The following is an 18,798-nucleotide window of genomic DNA, read 5'->3' as shown; positions in this document are numbered from 1 at the left end:
TCTCTCCTTAACCTAAAAGTTCGCTCAGACGAGCGGAAAGCCCGCTCTGTGCCAGCGTCTGCTGCTCACCGGTGGCCAGTTCTTTGACAGTGACTGTCCCGTTGGCAATTTCATCCTCACCTAAAATCAGGGCGATGCGCGCACCGTTTTTATCCGCACGGCTCAGCTGACGTTTAAAGTTGCCGCCGCCGTAGTTGGTCATGATACGCACATCCGGCAGGCTGTCGCGGATCTGTTCCGCCAGCATCATTGCCGCAACCTGGCTGCCTTCACCGAAGGAGGCCAGATAAATATCGGTCACTGCAGTTTCGCTCACAAAGTCCGGATTGACGGACTGAACCAGCAGTACCATACGCTCCAGACCCATGGCAAAACCCACCGCCGGGGTATTATGACCGCCGAGCTGTTCAACCAGCCCGTCATAACGGCCGCCCGCGCAGACAGTTCCCTGCGAACCCAGTGCGGTGGTCACCCACTCAAACACGGTGCGGTTATAGTAATCCAGACCACGGACCAGACGCTGATTGATGCGGTACTGAATACCGGCAGCATCCAGGATGGCACACAGGCCGTCAAAGTGGGCTTTTGATTCTTCATCAAGATAATCAAACAGTGCCGGTGCATCGTTCAGGAGTTCCTGAACAACTTTGTCTTTGGAATCCAGCACACGCAGCGGGTTGGTGTACATCCGGCGTTTGCAGTCTTCATCCAGTTTGTCTTTGTGCTGTTCCAGGAAGGCAACCAGTGCTTCACGGTAGTTTGCACGCGCCTGTAACGAACCGATTGAGTTCAGTTCCAGGGTAACATGCTCCGCAATGCCCAGCTCACGCCACCAGCGGGCGGTCATCATAATCAGCTCAGCATCGATATCCGGACCGCTCAGGCCGAAAACTTCCGCACCCAGCTGATGGAACTGACGATAGCGGCCTTTCTGCGGACGCTCGTGGCGGAACATCGGTCCGATATACCAGAGGCGCTGTTCCTGATTGTACAGCAGGCCTTTCTCGATCCCGGCACGAACACAGCCCGCTGTTCCTTCCGGCCGCAGTGTTAAGCTCACATTTTCTTCGCGGTCCTGAAAAGAGTACATTTCCTTTTCAACAACATCAGTCACTTCACCGATGGCGCGCTGAAACAGGGGGGTATGCTCGACAATCGGCGTACGGATTTCACTGATCCCGTAGCTTGTCAGAATGCGTTTAAGCGTGTTTTCAATACGCTGCCATACCGCAGTATCAGCAGGCAGATAATCATTCATACCACGAACAGATTGGATTTTTGTCGCCACGTTAATTCTCTTAACTCAATGAAATATGTTTCCGATTATAAAAGCGACCCTGTGCGGGTGCAATATCGGGAGGCGGATATATCGTCTTAAAACAGCATATCTGCCAAAACAGACAAAACCGGCTCATCAATAATGAGCCGGTCCGCGATTATTCTTTCTCAACCAGACTGATATCAATCCGGTTATTCTGATCCAGCATGGCCGCTTTGGCACGGATTTTCGCTTCCAGCTGATCAATCATATCGGTGTTATCCAGGCGCTCTTTCTGACGGACACCATCTTCATAGAACCCGCTGCGGGTTTTCGCACCGGTCACACCCAGTGTGGAGACTTCCGCCTCGCCCGGACCGTTAACCACACAGCCGATAATCGACACATCCATCGGAGTGATGATATCTTCCAGCCGTTGTTCCAGGGCATTCACGGTGCCAATCACGTCGAACTCCTGACGGGAGCAGGTCGGACAGGCGATAAAGTTAATGCCGCGCGAACGGATACGCAGGGATTTCAGGATATCAAACCCGACCTTCACTTCTTCCACCGGATCCGCTGCCAGCGAGATACGCAGCGTATCACCGATACCTTCCGACAGCAGCATACCTAACCCGATAGCGGATTTCACAGAACCGGCACGTGCGCCGCCCGCTTCGGTAATACCCAGGTGCAGCGGCTGATCAATTTTCTGTGCCAGCAGACGGTAAGCACCGACTGCCAGGAACACATCTGACGCTTTTACACTGACTTTAAACTGGTCAAAATTCAGGCGATCAAGAATGTCCACATGACGCATGGCAGATTCCACCAGCGCTTCCGGTGTCGGTTCGCCGTATTTTTCCTGGATATCTTTTTCCAGTGAACCGCCGTTAACCCCGATACGGATAGGGATATTATAATAACGGGCGCAATCCACAACCTGACGGATACGCTCCTCGCTGCCGATATTACCCGGGTTGATACGCAGACAATCCACGCCGTATTCCGCCACTTTCAGCGCAATGCGGTAGTCAAAGTGAATATCCGCCACCAGCGGTACAGAGACCTGCTGTTTAATCAGTTTAAATGCTTCCGCCGCATCCATGGTCGGTACTGATACGCGGACAATATCCACGCCGACGCGTTCCAGGGATTTAATTTGTCTGACGGTCGCCTCAACATCCGTTGTCCGGGTGTTTGTCATTGATTGTACGGCGATTGGTGCACCATCACCGACCGGCACATTTCCCACGTAAATTCGGGTGGATTTGCGTCTTTTTATCGGGGATTCATTATGCATAAGTCTTTCTCCGGAACATCCTTGTGTCCTTAATCATTGCTGTGTTTATTGTGTAGTAAAGATTTAATTTATAAACCAATTATTCACCGGCTTTCGGCACACTCAGGTTTGCCACCCGGTTTGCCTTAACAAAATGACTCAGGTCAACACTCTGACCTTTGAACTGCACATCCACGGCAGCCGGTGCGCCGATTTTCAGACGGTAAGGTTCTGCGCCCGCAAATTCCAGGGTATCCCCTTTCTGTTTGGTGCCGCTGAAAATTTTTGTACCTTTGTTATCTGTCACTTCCAGCCAGCAGGTGTTTTTAAAGGTCAGAACCAGACCATCCTGTGTCTGTGTGGTGGTCGGCAGCGTGCCGCCTTCACTGTCTACGGCACGGTTAACAACCGCCGGTACGCGGTCACTGCCCGGCAGCGGCACAATCTTGCTGCTGTCAATTTCCTGATCCTGCGGGGTGGCTGCCGATAATTCCAGTGCAGCGGTATTGGTATTACCGGCCGGAGCGGTGTCCGGCGTCCCGGCAGGGGCATTCAGTGTCTGTGGTGCGGTGCTGTCTGCCGGATCGGTACCCGGAACATCTGCCGGAGCATTCACGGTGACATCATTCTGTTGTGCCAGTGAAGCAATATCAGCCTGTTGTGCCTGATACTGCTGCCACCACCACACGCCAACCAGCGCCAGAACCACCAGCAGTACCAGCCAGGTGAACTTCATCAGCCAGCCTTCGCGTTTTTTACGCTGGCGGCCGATAGTCACACTTTTCATCGGCTGGACTTTGGTCATCTGAGCGGGGGCGATTTTATCAAGATAAGGCATGATCGCAGATTCAGGGATCTGCAACAGCTTGGCATACGTACGGACATAACCGCGGATAAAGGTCGGGTTGCCTTCTTTCAGTGCATCTTCTTCGATTTCACGCACTGTAGTCAGTTTAAGACAAAGTCTGTCGGCGACTGTTTCCCGTGATAACTGAAGTTGTTCCCGACGTTGTGTTAAGAATTGGCCAAGAGTGAGTTGGAGATTATCTTGAGATTGAGAGTTATTCATGAGTTTCAGGACACAAACAGTTCTGGTTACGAGAAAGCGCGGAGATCTGCCCTTCCGCGCACCGAAGTTCCGTATTCCGGCATACTGCATGCCACCCGTAATGATAAAAATAATCCTGAAAACAACATCACTTTTATATTGTTTTACAGACTGTTATCCGGCGGACACTCATAAGCCAAAATGTACTGTACCACACTATCACTGCCTGACGGGGAATTCACGGCTAAATTCAGGTATTTTTCCGCAATTTCAGGCTGCTGATCGCATTTTGCACTCAGCGCCGCGCCTGTCAGCGCACCGGTATGCTGCGGCTGTGCTTTCAGTACCCGGTCAAAATGATACCGTGCAGCATCATACCGGCCGGCCTGAAGATAAGCCTCACCCAGTGCAAGACGGGTACCGGTCGCAGCCGGTACGGTCTGTGTCACGGGTGCTGTCCGGCATCCTGCCAGCAGCATTACTGCAATTAATCCTGGGGAATACGTCCTTATCATACTGCCTCCTTGTCTGTAAGGCAGGTATATTAACGTAAACAGTCACCGGGGAGTGTTACTTAATATTACTGTCAGACTGCTTTGACAGAGATTGGTTCACCGGCCATGCGTTTTTTCAGTGTCCGTTTGGTCCGGTCGATAACATCACCGGCCAGCTGTCCGCAGGCAGCGTCAATATCATCACCGCGTGTTTTGCGGACAATGGTGGTGAATCCGTATTCCATCAGTACCTTGGCAAAACGGTCAATCCGGCTGTTTGAGCTGCGCCCGTAAGGGGCGCCCGGGAACGGGTTCCACGGGATCAGGTTGATTTTGCTCGGCGTGTCTTTCAGACAGGCCGCCAGCTGATGCGCCTGATCAGTGCTGTCATTGATATGATCCAGCATGACATATTCCACAGTCACACGGCCGCCGTTCGCATTGGATTTTCCGAGATAACGGCGCACAGATGCCAGGAATGTCTCAATGTTATATTTTTTGTTGATCGGCACGATTTCATCACGCACATCATCCGTCGGTGCGTGCAGGGAAATAGCGAGCGCCACATCAATCATATCGCCGAGTTTATCCAGCGCCGGAACCACACCGGAGGTGGAAATCGTCACGCGGCGTTTGGAGAGCCCGAAACCAAAGTCATCCAGCATGATTTCCATCGCCGGGACAACATGGGTCAGGTTCAGCAGCGGTTCACCCATCCCCATCATCACCACGTTGGTGATAGGACGGCGGCCGCTGGATTTCAGGGAGCCGATGATTTTCGCGGCACGCCAGACCTGGCCGATAATTTCAGAGACGCGCAGGTTGCGGTTAAAACCCTGCTGCGCGGTTGAGCAGAATTTGCATTCCAGCGCACAACCGACCTGGGAAGAGACACACAGAGTAGCGCGGTCATCTTCCGGGATATAGACGGTTTCCACTTCCTGGTCGCCGACACGGATAGCCCACTTAATGGTGCCGTCCGCAGAGCGCTGTTCTTCTGACACTTCCGGGGCCCGGATTTCCGCCACCGCTTTCAGTTTGGTGCGCAGCACTTTGTTGATATCGGTCATCAGATCGAAATCATCATAGCAATAGTGATAAATCCACTTCATCACCTGATCAGCACGGAAAGGTTTCTCACCCATATCGGCGAAAAACTGGCGCATTTCTTTGCGGGTCAGGTCGAGTAAATTAATTTTTCCGTTGATTTTTTCAGGAGCAATCGGTGCGGAGCCTGTTACACAGGCGTCTTGAGTGGTCAGTTCTGACATTGTTAACATTGCCTCGTTGTTACACTTTCGGCGGTGACACGCGGCGCGCATCACAGATACAGGAATAAGGATAGCCGCTGAAACGGACTGCGTCACGGATACGGCGGAAATATAAAAGCCCCGTATCATAACGGGGCGCGGCATTGTACAAACATTAATGGTGATATGGCAAATTAAAACACGTAAATGTAAATCGATTTATTGGATAATAGTACTTGTTTAAATCATTTTTTCAGATATTAATAATATTAACACTCATCTTTTACAGGTCATTTAATCTGAAATAAAGGAGTTGTTATGCATAAAATTATACTGGTTCCGATCGATCTGAATGCCGGTGCGTTATCTCAGAACGTCATTACTGAGATTAACGACTATGCCAAAGATAAAAATGTGAAATTTCATTTCGTTACGGTAATTCTTCCGTCTGAACAGCTTTTTGACTATGGTCTGACATTCCCTGTGATGACCGAAAATGCCAAGTCAGAAGACCAGCGCATCAAAGCTCTGCTTGCAAAACTGGATGCCGCCACCGAAAAATTTGCTGTACAGAAAGAACAGATTTCCACCGGTGTACTTATCGGAAGTGCGGCAGAGGCCATTCTTGATAATGCAGAAAGAATTAAAGCCGACCTGATTGTTATCGGTTCCAAAAACCCGACCATGAAAAGCCGTTTCCTGGGCTCCACCGCGTCCGCACTGATCCACTACGCCAATATCTCAGTCCTTGTTGTCCGGTAAAAAAGCAAAAGCCCGGATTACCGGGCTTTTGAGACTGAATTCACTGATAAAGCAGGATAACACAGGTTTTTTCCTGCTTTGTGTTATCAGCGCGGGCAGATTTCATCTTCAGTGAAGAAATAGGCAATTTCACGGGCAGCGGATTCTTCCGCATCAGAGCCGTGTACGGCGTTTTCAGTGAAACTGTCGGCGTAATCTGCGCGGAGTGTACCGGCCAGGGCGTTATCCGGATTGGTGGCGCCCATCAGATCACGGTGACGCTGCACGGCATTTTCCCCTTCCAGTACCTGTACCATAATCGGGCCGGATGTCATAAATTCCACCAGACCATCAAAGAACGGGCGGCCTTTGTGCTCAGCGTAGAATCCTTCCGCCTGTTCGCGGGTCAGGTGCAGCATTTTGGCGGCGATAATACGGAAACCGGCGCTTTCAAAACGGTGATAAATGGCCCCGATAGCATTTTTCTTTACGGCGTTTGGCTTAATGATAGAAAATGTGCGTTGTACAGACATGAATTGACCTCATTGTGCGCATGTGCGCTGTTGTCATTGTTATTTGCGGCTGACGGCAGACCGGTCCACACCTTGTGGTAAGGCAGTGATTATACGGGCTCACCTCTGTTTTTCCTACAGTTACGCAACATTTTTGCAAAGTATTCCGCATAACAGATCACAGATTTTCCGTCTGTATCACACTTTTTCCGCTGCGGTTCCCGCCGTTTCTGCTATTTCAGAGTAAAACTGACTGAACTGACCTGGCCGCTGAGATCCAGCACCGTCAGCTGATAACGCCCCGGGGTGTCCAGCGTCAGCAACAGCGGCTCACCGGACTCAGTACTGCCCGCCTGGTCGCCGTTAAGAAACCACCACTGAGTGCCCTCTCCGCCCTGCGTCACCACCCGCAGATCGAGGGTTTTCGCCAGCGGCAGACGGCGCAGCACATCCCCTTCGCGGATCCCGGAAATCAGCAGCGGAGCCGCTTCCACCCGCAACGGCGGACAGGTTTTACTCACCGGCGGCAGACGGTGGCTGCGGCGTTCACCCGGCGGCAGCCAGCTCTCCAGCGCAATCGGCCACAGCGCCACGGTTTTCTCCTGTGCATCCGGACAATCCGGCGACACCCGTTCCCCCTGTCCGTTAACCCAGATCACCGCATTGGTGCCGGACAGGCTTTCCTGCCCTGCGGACGGCAGTGTCGGCGGCACAGTATTGTCCAGCACCAGCGCTATCCGCTGCTGACGGCAGTTCGGATCCTGTTTGTCCGCCGCCAGCCCTGACGGCCAGCAAATCATCTTACTGCTGACGCTGATGGGTTTCGGATCCGGCAATTTTTTGCCGCCGCGTGCCCGCAGATAACTGTCCACCTGATACAGGATCGGGATCGCGGTTGCAAACCCGGCCTGGCCGGCCACCGGCGTACCGTCCGGACGGCCGACCCACACCCCGATGGTGTAGCGGTTATTCACCCCCAGTGCCCAGGCATCACGGTAGCCGTAACTGGTGCCGGTTTTCCACGCCAGCGGCACATCCTGCGCCAGCCGGTCATCTGCCAGCGGCCGTGTCTCTCCGGCCATCACCCGGCGCGTGATCCACGCCGCGCCCGGGGAGATCAGCTGCCGCTCTGCCAGTGGATCTTCCGGACGAAAACGCACCGGTGCCACTTTGCCCTGACGGGCAAACGCGCTGTAGGCCGCAATCAGCTGATCCATCCGCGCCCCGGTACCGCCCAGGATCAGCGACAGGTTCGGATCACTGCCGAGCGGAAAACGCAGTTCCAGACCGACGTTACGCAGTTTGGCACTGAACCGTTTCGGACCGTAAACATCCAGCAACTGAACCACCGGCAGATTCAGAGAACGGCGCAGTGCCTCACTGACACTCACCGGCCCGCTGAACCCGGTATCAAAGTTGCCCGGCCGGTAATCATTAAAACGGCGCGGCACATCCTGTAACAGAGATTCGCTGTGGATCAGCCCCTCATCCATCGCCAGGGCATATAAAAACGGTTTCAGTGTGGAACCCGGTGAACGCCAGGCACTGTTCACATCCACATGGCCGAAACGGGTGTCATCAGAGAAATCGATAGAGCCGACATAGCCCTTCACACTCATATCGCGGTTATCCACCACCATAATGCCGAGCGAGGTTTTTTCCGGCAGCTGATATTTGCGGTTGCGGGCCATCTCCTCCAGCTGACGCTGAATGGCCGGATTGATGGTGGTGCGGATCACCGGGTCTTTCACCCCCTGCGCCACACGCCGTGCCAGCAGCGGCGCGGAATGCGGCACCTGGCGCGGTGCCAGCCAGATACTCTCCTGCTTTAAATCATTCACTTTTGACTGCGGCCACACCTCAAATTCGGCCAGCCGGTCAAGCACCTTATTACGGGCTGCTTCCGCGCGCTGCGGATAACGATCCGGCCGCAGACGGCTTGGTGCCTGCGGCAGTACCGCCAGCAGTGCCGCTTCCCCGGCAGTCAGTTCCGACGGCGGTTTGCCGAGATACATCCAGCTCGCCGCACCAATACCCTCCACCGTGCCGCCGTACGGGGCGCGGTTAAGATACATCTCCAGAATCTCATCTTTGGAATAGTGCCACTCCAGCTGAATGGTGCGGAAAACCTGTTTCAGTTTGCCGGTCAGGGTGCGGTCATGGGGGTCGAGCAGACGGGCGACCTGCATGGAGAGCGTGCTGCCGCCGGAGACAATACGTCCGGAAGTCAGATCCTGCAACGCCGCGCGGCCGATAGCCACCGGGTTGATGCCCGGGTGCTGATAGAAATAGCGATCTTCGTATGTCAGAAGCGCTTCAATAAATTCCGGTGATACATCCTTCAGTGTGACCGGGTAGCGCCACACGCCGTTACTGTCAGCGAAACGCCACAGCGGTGACCCGTCCTCAGCCGTAACCGTACGCGCCATCACCACCTCATCCAGCGGTAAAGGCCAGATTTTATCGGCCAGCCAGAGCAGCGGCGGTGTCAGAACAATTGTTATCAGGCCGGTCAGCGCGAGACGTTTAAACCACACTTTCATGTATCAAACCGCATTATCAGAATTCTTAAGATAAAAATGCCCTTATAGTTTGTTATAAGGGCATAAAACATATTTTGCTGCCGCAGCCCGGAGGCTGCGGACTACAAACGGTGCTGTTAACGAACCACTTCCAGTGTCGCCGGTGTCACACCGGTGGCACGCCAGGACGGAATATACATCGATTCCACCTGTGGTGCAGGAACACTGTATTTACCCGGTGTAACCGCGCGGGCCAGATAGACCAGCGTCACCGGACGGTACTCTTCCACCGCCACCTGGGAGACAAACCGATCATCGCGGTACTCGGTATGACGGATATTGGCCTGCTGCATATCCTGGATAGCTTCAGCCAGGTTCGGCGCACTGTCCGCCAGACTTGCACTGGCTGCCGCCAGGTTCTGGTTTTCCAGCTCCAGACCGGCCGGTAACAGATCCACCACCAGCGCATCCGGCACGTTGCGGTCAGCCTGAATATCCAGACGGACTGCCACCAGGTCACCACTGCTCAGACGGTCAATACTGATCGGATTACCGTTCAGATCCATATACGTCCGCTTGATCTTCAGCACTTCAGATGACGGGTGCGGTGCCTGTAACGGATAGCCGGTGATATTCACACGACCGAACAGCTCCGCATCCCCGCGGTTCGCGACACTGATGCCGTTGTTCAGCTGTGCCGCGGTGAGGATTTCACGCAGTGCGCTGTCACGGCTGACCGCCGGGGCCTGTCCGTTGATCAGGGCAGACCACGGTTTTTCGCTCTGATTAATGTACTGACGGCCTGCCAGATACAGGGCGTTGCTCTCCTGAGTGGAGAAGTAACGGTTATTCTGTATCTCCGCAGAGAGTGCCTGCAACTTGCCGTAACGCTGATCCGCATTGGAATCCGCCTCACTCAGCAGCGCAATAATCATCGCATCATCACGGATGGTGCTGCCGTAATCGCCGGTGTAGACGCTGTCACGGTTCTTCATCACACCCAGACGGATGGCTTCGTTACCGCGATCCGCATCCCCCATTTTCTTCAGGGCGATACCCAGCTGTACCAGTGCCAGTCCGCTTGCGGCATCATCACGGCGCTGATAGACCTGACGCAGTGCACCGAGCGGTGCTTTCTGCTGCTGTGCCAGCACATAACCGGCATACGCCTGTACCGCAAAGCGCATCTGATCGCTGTTACCGTAATAGTTGCTGCTGATCACCGAGCGATCCTGCAGATAACGCAGCAGGCGGTTATTGGCGTTACTCAGGGCATCCGCCGGGACATCAAACCCGCGCTGTCCGGCACGGAACAGAAAATCTGTCGCGTATGCGGTCAGCCACGGCTCTTCCGCGCCGCTGTTATCCCACAGGGAGAAACTGCCGTCACTGCGCTGCATGCCGAGCAGATGCGGGATACCGGTCATCACCGCCTGACGGCGTCCGGCGTCCGTCTGGGTTTTGATGCCCAGTTTTTTCAGCTCAGCCTCAGAGGAGTACAGAGACGGATACAGCCCGCTCACTGTCTGCTCCAGACAGCCGTACGGATAGGCATAGAGTTCACGGATGTAACGCGAGATATCCAGCGGCGGACGGCTGGTCAGCGTCATTTCACCGGACACGGTACCGGCATCCAGATAACCGATTTGATCTGCCGGTAACGCCCATTCCCCGCCATTGCCGAGTGACATGGAGTAAGAAACAGTTTCAGCCGGGTATGCCGGACGCACACCGATTTTCCAGCTGTTTTTGTAGGTGTTGCTGCTTTCATCAGGCAGTTTCAGCCCTTTGACCGTCATGAACACCTCGCCCTGACCAAAGCCGTTGGCAGCTTCAACCGGGACATTCACGGAGGTGCGCTGGCCTTTCGCCAGGGTGACTTCTTTCTCTGCCGCCCCTTTGAGATGCACCATGCCGTCCGCACTGAAATTCACGGTCAGATTCTGTGTTTCATCGGTCAGGTTGGTCAGATCCAGCGTCAGCTGTGAACGGTCACCACCGGCCATAAAGCGCGGCAGTGCCATCTGACTGATCACCGGTGCAGCAACAATCACTTTATTCTGCGCATGTCCGAAATCTTCGTCCGTCCAGGCCTGAGCCATCAGGCGCAGTTCACCGTTGAAATCCGGAATCGGCAGAGTAACAGTCCCTTCGCCCTGCGCATTCAGTTCCACCGGTGCCGCCTGCTGCGCGATAATCTGCACTTCGGTCAGCGGTTTCAGGCCGCCGCGATCGAGATCATCGCCGCCGTCACCACCAAACCGCAGTGTGCCGAGACGACCACTGCCCTCAATCAACTGTCCATAGACATCATACTGGTCCACGCTGTAGCGTTTGCGGCCGAAGAAGGCGTCATACGGATCCGGCGTTTTATAGTCGGTGATATTGAGCACACCGGTGTCCACGGCGGAAATCAGCACATTCACTTTTTCCGGTGCTGCTTTGCCGTCCTGTGCTTTTGCTTTGATTTTAACGGTCAGATCCTGATTCGGACGGATGCGGGCCGGCGTATCCAATGTCACATCAATCTTACGGGCCGGATCGGCCATCGGGATATGCAGGATACCGACCGCGCGTTTGACGGTCGCCTGACGGGAGCTGTCGCCCGGGCGGACAACCACCGCAGTCGCGTACAGGTCGTGGCGTGTCCACTCTTTGTTCAGCGGGACTTCCACATCGATGCCGCCTTCCGGCACATCCACTTCCTGCCACCACAGCGGGCCGTCACTGGATTCCAGAAGCACATAGCCTTTACCGGCCTGCGGTGCAGTCACATTCAGTTTAACTTTATCACCGGCGTGATAATTTGGTTTATCCAGTTTCAGTTTCACCTGGTCCGGGCGAACCGCACCGGTACCGCCGGTGTTATCCTGCCAGGAATAGCCCGCCCAGAAACGCACACTGCTGGTCAGCCCGGTAGACGGATCCACCACTTCCAGACGGTATGCCCCCCAGGAGACCGGGACGGTCACTTTTGCGGTACCGTCTTTGGCGATACTGATTTTGTCATCAGACATCACGAGGTCTTTCTGATCATAACCGGATGACCAGCCTTCGGAGTCGGACCAGCGCCAGTAATAATCACGGCGCTCATAAATCAGACGCGCATTCAGATCATCCGCTTTTAACTTATTACCCTGACGGTCGGTATAGACAATTTCGAATTCAGCCAGTGAATCTTCATCCATGCTGTACTGCGACACATATTTGTCAGTGCGGTAGTCGTAAACCTCTTTTTTGGCGAAGACCGGACGAATACCGGTCATTTTCGCGGCTGGCCATACCGCGACATCCGCACGGCGGGTCACCGGACGGCCGCCGGTTTCCATCAGGCTTGCCTGGAGGATTAATTTAAACGGCGATTTCACCTCTTTCCAGTAATCATTACTGATGGTGAAAGCCAGTTCGCCGCCGTCATCCATGGTTTCGTCGAACTCATCCAGGGTGCGGGTCAGGCTCTCTTCCTGAATATCACCGAATTCAAAGCCCGGCAATTTGGCGGATGCCTCACGATCCGGACGCATAAACAGCTGCCCGGTCAGCTGATTACCGGCAGCAGGCGCTCCATAGAGATAATGGCCTTCAATTTCAAAATCAGCGGATTGCTGTGTGGTGATCGGCTGTTTGTCGGTTTTGATTTCCATCGCCATGCGCTCAGGCATGAAATCTTCCACATTGACGCTGTAGAAGCGCGGTGTGTTATCCCCGAGGTCAAAACGCAGTGTCAGCTTACCGGTCTCAATGTTTTCCGGAATCGCATACTGGTACTGATAAAGACCGTTTTCCGGCTGCCAGACGAAGGTGGAAGCCACCTGACCGTCATTTTTCAGCACATCCACTTTGACAGGCTGATCTTTAACCGGATGGCCATCGCCGTCGCGCAGCAGGCCGTTAATTACCAGAGTTTCCCCCGGACGGTACAGATCACGCGGACCAAAAACGAAGAATTGTTTTGCATAGCCCTGCGGACCGGCGATATCAAACTCTGCCAGGTCAAGCGCCGGGTTTTTCAGGTCGATCATACTGGTCTGGCCGTTATTAATCGCCAGTAACAGCGCGGCATCCGCCCCGCGATCCAGTTTTGCATGACCGCTGCTGTCGGTTTCTGCTTTGCCCAGAAGCTGACCTTTGCTGTCGAGCAGACGGATTTCCACGCCTTTCAGTGCACTGCCTTTCGCCAGCGACTGAGTAAATACATCCAGCTCATTAAGATAGCTGTGCATGGAAACGCCGATATCACTCAGGGTAAAGAGTGTGGCCGGCATGGTGTAGCTGTAACGCCCGGCCTGCTGCATCACCGCCAGATACACGCCCTCTTCCTGTAACGGCTTGATATCCTTCAGCGGGATCTGCATATTTTCACGGGTGTTTTTCTGCGGATTGAGATCAAAACGCCCGGTATAGACCAGATCAGTGTTATTCAGCAGGTCATCAGAATTCCAGTACTGGAGATTGTTGCCGTACTGCCAGCTGGCGAGGAAAGACGCCAGGGAATCCGGTTTGATGCGGTAAAAATTGACATCAATACTGTCCACGTTCAGCGCGAATACCGGCAGTCCCTGCAGGACATCAGCCGGGAACAGCGAGCCGCGGCTGGCAAAACCGACACTCGGTACCACATCCGCAGTGGTCAGTTTTAAGTCATAACCATTAACCAGTGTGCGCTCATTGATACCGCGCACGCCGCGATCGATACTCAGCTGCAATTCCCGTGACGGCGGCAGATGGCGCATGCGCAGTTCCATCAGGTTATCCGACAGCTCCCAGGCACCTTCCAGCTTGCCGTTTTTCACGTCCACCAGACGGGCAAACTGACTGAAATCCTGGTTCGGATCCAGCGGAACAGAGAAGGTCACCACCATCGCATTTGCGCCGTCGAGCTGGATCTCAGAGGCGTCGATGATAGTCACATCTTTCCCGGCGTAGCGCTTACTCAGCTCTGCCAGTGATGCGGCATCCTGTGTTTTTTTCACAGACGGAGAGGAAGCAGATGAAGAAGACGAGTTTTCTTTATTATTATTGGCCGGCGCGCTGTCATTGCTGCCCGCCGCCGTGGTTTTACTGCCGGTGTCATCACAACCCATGAGCGCCAGCGCTGATGCAAGAAGCACTGCAATGCAGCGTTTTTTGCCGGGACCCTGTCCTGCAATCGGAGAACGCATAATCAATCCTTTCTGGTGAGCCCGGAAAACGGGCACTTGTTCGGTATTATTTCACGAAGTGTAAACAAAGCCTAAACAAGCGTATAGTGCATTATTCTGAATATATGCACTACACATATTCACCATCCGGATAAATTATTGTTACGCTTCTGTTACCGGAATGGCGTTACGCAGCCAGCCACCGAGACGGCGCTGATAGAATGCCTGAGTGTGCTGTGTCAGGAAGTGCGTCAGCCCGTCATTTTCATCCGGATTTAACAGACAAAAATCAATATGCTCCCCGTCAGCAAGGTGCTCCATCGCAGCCTCAGCCGCCTGACGGATCACGGTATCCACTTCCTGCTCTTCATTCAGCTCCAGCACAATCAGCAGCACCGGTTCATCTGGGACAGTATTGTTTTTTTCGGCAGCCATTACCCAAAATGCACGGCGCACCGGTTTGTGCTGTTTAAACACGCCGGTCAGCGCATCAAGCACCGCGTCCGGTTTGTTTTCCGGTACGCTGAGCAGCAGTGCGCTGCCCTGTTCAATCATCACTTCCTGTACCGGGAGTATATCCGCCATTACAGAACTCCTTATTTCAGCATCTGTCTTCGTAAATATCACAGAAAAACGGCCACATGTTATGTGACCGTTTTACAGCAGAATCAGCAGGGCAATACCCGGTTACTGTCCGGCTTTTTTCAGCAGCAGTGCCGCCACAGTGCGCACACCGTACCCGGTTGCACCCGCAGACCATAAGTCTGACGGCGCTTTGCGGTAAGTGGCTGAGCAGTCAATGTGCAGCCAGTTTTTACGGTAATCTTCCACAAAATGAGACAGGAATGCCGCAGCGGTACTTGCCCCGGCAGTATTCGGTGCCCCGGTGTTGCTCAGATCCGCAAAGGAGGACGGCATCTGACGGCGGTGGAATTCTGCCAGCGGCAGGCGCCAGAACATCTCTTTTTCCTGATCAGCGGCTGACATCAGTTCATTGTACAGCGCATCATCGAAGCTCATCACAGAGTGATAGTCGTTACCGACGGCAGTTTTCGCCGCCCCGGTCAGGGTCGCTGCATCAATGATAAACCCGGCGTTATCTTTGTCCGCTTCAATCAGACCATCCGCCAGTACCAGACGCCCTTCCGCATCAGTATTCATGATTTCAACGGATTTACCGTTGCTGTAACGGATAATATCACCCAGTTTGAAGGCATTACCGCTCACCAGGTTATCCGCGATGCACAGGTACAGTTTGACGCGCTTTTGCAGGCCGCGGCTGATAGCCATTGCCAGTGCGCCGGTCAGGGTGGCTGCGCCGCCCATATCGGATTTCATGGAGTCCATGGAGGAAGTTGGTTTCAGGCTGTAGCCGCCGGAGTCAAAGGTTATCCCTTTACCGACCAGGCTGGCGAACACCGGCGCATTTTCCTGTTTGCCCGGATTGTAATCCAGCGCCAGCAGTACCGGCGGACGTACAGAACCACGGCCAACCGTATGGATCCCCATATAGCCCTGCTCGCGTAAATCTTCCCCTTTGATGATACGGTAACCGACTGAATTGCAGGAAACACCGCACAGCAGATCAACCGCACGCTGCGCCAGTTGTTCCGGGCTCAGCTCTTCCGCCGGGGTATTGATAACGTCGCGTACCCAGTCGATGATACGGATACGGTGTTCCAGTTCGGTTTTATCCGCTTCCGGTAATTCCGGCCATTCAATCGAGCGTGCGCCTTTCGGACCACGGAAGCCCTGCCAGAATGCCCAGCTGGTTTCCAGATCCCAGTTACTGCCGCTCAGTACCACATTACGGATACCCTGACCATCGATTTTGCGGCCCGCGCTCTGCACGGCGCACAGCATCCCTTTACGGCTTAAATGAACGGTCATTCCTTTGTCAGTCGCGCTGACCAGGGCTTTCTCTCCCCACGCCGGAGAAGCAGGTTCATACGATAAGGTTACAGGCATGATGAGTTGCGTCATTTCGTTCTCTCTTTTGACTTTTAGACTGCCGTAACAGTCAGATTTTATTTGAGGAATGCACGGCGTGCCGGTCTGCACAGGAGGCGCTAACAGCATACGCGCATCAGAGACCGCACGCTAACACAATTGTGCGGCCTGATGCGCGTAACAAAAGACATCATTCAAATTCGTCGAGCCAGACTAACAAAATTGCTTCTAATACTTTTTCGTTAGATTTTTCAGGGGCATCGTCAAATTCTTCCAGTTCGCAGATCCACTGGTGCATATCGGTGAAACGCACTGTTTTCGGATCTGTGTCCGGGTACAGATCATACAGAGCTTCGCCGATTTCACGGCTGTCCTGCCATTTCAGTCCCATTTCAGGCTCCTTTATCAGTGCTCACGCGCGTGGTTGATGGTGTATTTCGGAATTTCCACCACCAGGTCTTCATCCGCGACTTTCGCCTGGCAGCTCAGACGGCTTTCCGGCTCGAGTCCCCAGGCTTTGTCCAGCATGTCATCTTCCAGCTCACTGCTCTCTCCGAGGGAGTCAAACCCTTCGCGGACGATACAGTGACAGGTTGTGCAGGCACATGATTTCTCACAGGCATGTTCAATTTCGATACCGTTACGCAGGGCAACATCCAGAATTGACTCACCTTCATTTGCGTCGTATACCGCACCTTCAGGGCATAATGACTCATGCGGTAAAAAAACAATCTTAGGCATAATCTTCCCGTTATATCTCATCCACAGAGTGGCCCGCGAGTGCCTTGCGGACAGAATTGTCCATCCGGCGCGCCGCGAATACCTGTGTTTGCTTGTCCAGTTGTTTAATTGCGTTTTCAATGGCGGCTGGTGAGTCGCCTTCAACGCTCTCAATAAGCACACCGACTGCCGCATCAATAGCGGCATTTTCGTCGTCGCTCAGTAAATTGCCATCCTCTGAAAGCGCCTGAGTCAGGCTCTCCAGCAGGCGGGCAGCTTCCACTTTTTGTTCCGCCAGACGGCGGGTGGATAAATCGTTTTCTGCGTTTTCGAGTGAATCTTTGATCATCCCGGCGATATCGGTATCGCTCAGGCCGTAAGACGGTTTGATCTGAACTGAGGCCTGCACACCGGTGGATTTCTCCAGTGCACTGACACTCAGCAGCCCGTCCGCATCCACCTGGAAGGTGACACGGATATGGGCATTACCGGCGGCCATCGGCGGGATGCCGCGCAGGGTAAAACGTGCCAGGGAACGGCAGTCGCTGACCATTTCCCGCTCGCCCTGCAGCACATGAATGGTCATGGCGGTCTGGCCGTCTTTAAAGGTGGTAAATTCCTGGGCACGGGCTGCCGGAATGGTGGTGTTGCGCGGAATGACTTTTTCCACCAGGCCGCCCATAGTTTCCAGCCCCAGCGAGAGCGGGATCACATCCAGCAGCAGCATGTCGCTGTCCGGTTTGTTACCGGCCAGAATATCTGCCTGAATCGCGGCACCGATAGCAACCACTTTGTCCGGGTCAATCGAGGTCAGCGGCTCTTTGCTGAAGAACTCACCGACCAGCTCACGCACCAGAGGCACCCGGGTTGATCCGCCGACCATCACCACTTCGCGGACTTCATCCTGATCCGTTCCCGCATCTTTCAGGGCCCGGCGGCAGGTCATCAGGGTTTTTCTGACCAGCGGACGAATGAGTTCCTCAAAAGTCTCACGGGTCAGCACACCCTGCCAGCCATCCAGGGAGATGGTGGTTTGTGCGGCATCAGACAGTGCAATTTTGGCTTCCGCCGCCGCATTTAATACTTCGCGGTGCTGCGAATGCCCCTGTGACTGAATGCCGCGCTGCTCATAAATCCAGTCAGCAATCAGATTATCGAAATCATCACCGCCGAGCGCGGTATCACCGCCGGTGGCCAGCACTTCAAATACACCACGGCTCAGACGCAGCACAGAGATATCAAACGTACCGCCGCCGAGGTCATAAACCGCAATCACCCCTTCCTGACCGGAATCCAGCCCGTAGGCGATTGCCGCCGCTGTCGGCTCATTCAGCAGACGTAAAACGTGTAATCCGGCAAGGCGGGCGGCATCTTTGGTGCCCTGACGCTGCGCATCATCGAAATACGCGGGAACAGTGATCACCACGCCATCCAGTTCACCACCGAGGGTTTCCTGCGCGCGCTGTGCCAGCACGGACAGAATATCCGCCGAGACACGGACAGGATCTGTCAGCCCGGCCGCAGTGCGGATGATTGGCAGGCCGTTTTCACCCGCCTGCAACTGATACGGCAGATCAGGATAGCACTCAGTGATATCGGTCAGTGAGCGCCCCATCATGCGTTTGACAGAGATAATGGTATTCTGAGGATCGGCCGCCGCATTTGCGCGGGCATCCCAGCCGACCAGGCGGCTGTCCGCGCTGTACTGCACGACAGAAGGCAGTAAATAACGCCCTTCGTGATCGGGCAGCACATCGGTTTCACCACTGCGCACAGTGGCGACCAGTGAATGAGTGGTGCCTAAATCAATACCCGCGGCAAGGCGGCGCTGATGCGGGGCGGGAGCCTGTCCCGGTTCGCTGATTTGTAACAGTGCCATA

At 54.3% G+C, this 18,798-nt stretch carries 14 protein-coding genes; 1 reads left to right on the top strand and 13 read right to left on the bottom strand.

Annotated features, from left to right (window positions below):
• Positions 1–7: 7 nt before the first annotated feature.
• The 5 genes from hisS to GN208_RS00580 all read right to left on the bottom strand — a co-directional run bounded on the left by hisS (position 8) and on the right by GN208_RS00580 (position 5,353).
• A complete protein-coding gene (gene hisS, locus GN208_RS00600; RefSeq protein ID WP_015422613.1) occupies positions 8–1,288 on the bottom strand; it encodes a histidine--tRNA ligase in 1,281 nt (426 codons plus the stop codon).
• A 148-nt stretch (positions 1,289–1,436) separates the two neighbouring features.
• Positions 1,437–2,561, bottom strand: a complete 1,125-nt coding sequence (gene ispG, locus GN208_RS00595; RefSeq protein ID WP_004236917.1) for a flavodoxin-dependent (E)-4-hydroxy-3-methylbut-2-enyl-diphosphate synthase — start codon at positions 2,559–2,561, stop codon at positions 1,437–1,439.
• A 79-nt stretch (positions 2,562–2,640) separates the two neighbouring features.
• On the bottom strand, positions 2,641–3,609 hold the full coding sequence (gene rodZ, locus GN208_RS00590) for a cytoskeleton protein RodZ (protein WP_036414380.1): 969 nt from the start codon (positions 3,607–3,609) through the stop codon (positions 2,641–2,643).
• Between the two features lie 143 nt (positions 3,610–3,752).
• The gene (locus GN208_RS00585; protein ID WP_164545837.1) at positions 3,753–4,037 is read right to left on the bottom strand and encodes a tetratricopeptide repeat protein; all 285 of its coding nucleotides are present in this window, start codon (positions 4,035–4,037) and stop codon (positions 3,753–3,755) included.
• A gap of 137 nt (positions 4,038–4,174) precedes the next feature.
• Positions 4,175–5,353: a bifunctional tRNA (adenosine(37)-C2)-methyltransferase TrmG/ribosomal RNA large subunit methyltransferase RlmN gene (locus GN208_RS00580; RefSeq protein WP_004241977.1), complete on the bottom strand. Its 1,179-nt coding sequence runs from the start codon at positions 5,351–5,353 to the stop codon at positions 4,175–4,177.
• Between the two features lie 297 nt (positions 5,354–5,650).
• Here GN208_RS00580 and GN208_RS00575 point away from each other — a divergent pair, with 297 nt between their 5' ends.
• Positions 5,651–6,094 (top strand): universal stress protein, encoded by a 444-nt coding sequence (locus GN208_RS00575; RefSeq protein WP_004236922.1) that lies wholly within the window; start codon positions 5,651–5,653, stop codon positions 6,092–6,094.
• A gap of 86 nt (positions 6,095–6,180) precedes the next feature.
• On the opposite strand, the gene ndk is transcribed toward GN208_RS00575, so the two are convergent.
• From ndk to hscA, 8 genes are all read right to left on the bottom strand, one after another.
• Positions 6,181–6,606, bottom strand: a complete 426-nt coding sequence (gene ndk / locus GN208_RS00570; RefSeq protein WP_004236924.1) for a nucleoside-diphosphate kinase — start codon at positions 6,604–6,606, stop codon at positions 6,181–6,183.
• Positions 6,607–6,818: 212 nt separating this feature from the next.
• Positions 6,819–9,128, bottom strand: coding sequence for a peptidoglycan glycosyltransferase PbpC (gene pbpC, locus GN208_RS00565; RefSeq protein WP_004236925.1), 2,310 nt, complete (start codon positions 9,126–9,128; stop codon positions 6,819–6,821).
• A gap of 116 nt (positions 9,129–9,244) precedes the next feature.
• Entirely contained in the window at positions 9,245–14,269 is a 5,025-nt protein-coding gene (locus GN208_RS00560) for an alpha-2-macroglobulin (protein ID WP_243828268.1), read from the bottom strand.
• A 141-nt stretch (positions 14,270–14,410) separates the two neighbouring features.
• Entirely contained in the window at positions 14,411–14,833 is a 423-nt protein-coding gene (locus tag GN208_RS00555; protein WP_004236928.1) for an enhanced serine sensitivity protein SseB C-terminal domain-containing protein, read from the bottom strand.
• A 102-nt stretch (positions 14,834–14,935) separates the two neighbouring features.
• A complete protein-coding gene (gene pepB / locus GN208_RS00550) occupies positions 14,936–16,231 on the bottom strand; it encodes an aminopeptidase PepB (protein WP_015422612.1) in 1,296 nt (431 codons plus the stop codon).
• Positions 16,232–16,388: 157 nt separating this feature from the next.
• The gene (iscX, locus tag GN208_RS00545) at positions 16,389–16,589 is read right to left on the bottom strand and encodes a Fe-S cluster assembly protein IscX (protein WP_004236931.1); all 201 of its coding nucleotides are present in this window, start codon (positions 16,587–16,589) and stop codon (positions 16,389–16,391) included.
• 14 nt (positions 16,590–16,603) lie between these two features.
• Entirely contained in the window at positions 16,604–16,939 is a 336-nt protein-coding gene (gene fdx / locus GN208_RS00540; protein ID WP_004236932.1) for an ISC system 2Fe-2S type ferredoxin, read from the bottom strand.
• A gap of 10 nt (positions 16,940–16,949) precedes the next feature.
• The gene (gene hscA / locus GN208_RS00535) at positions 16,950–18,797 is read right to left on the bottom strand and encodes a Fe-S protein assembly chaperone HscA (RefSeq protein WP_004236933.1); all 1,848 of its coding nucleotides are present in this window, start codon (positions 18,795–18,797) and stop codon (positions 16,950–16,952) included.
• Position 18,798: the final 1 nt, after the last annotated feature.

Source organism: Morganella sp. HSTU-ASny43 (assembly GCF_022819185.1).
GTDB lineage: Bacteria > Pseudomonadota > Gammaproteobacteria > Enterobacterales > Enterobacteriaceae > Morganella > Morganella morganii.
This window is presented reverse-complemented; position numbering and strand designations above follow the sequence as displayed.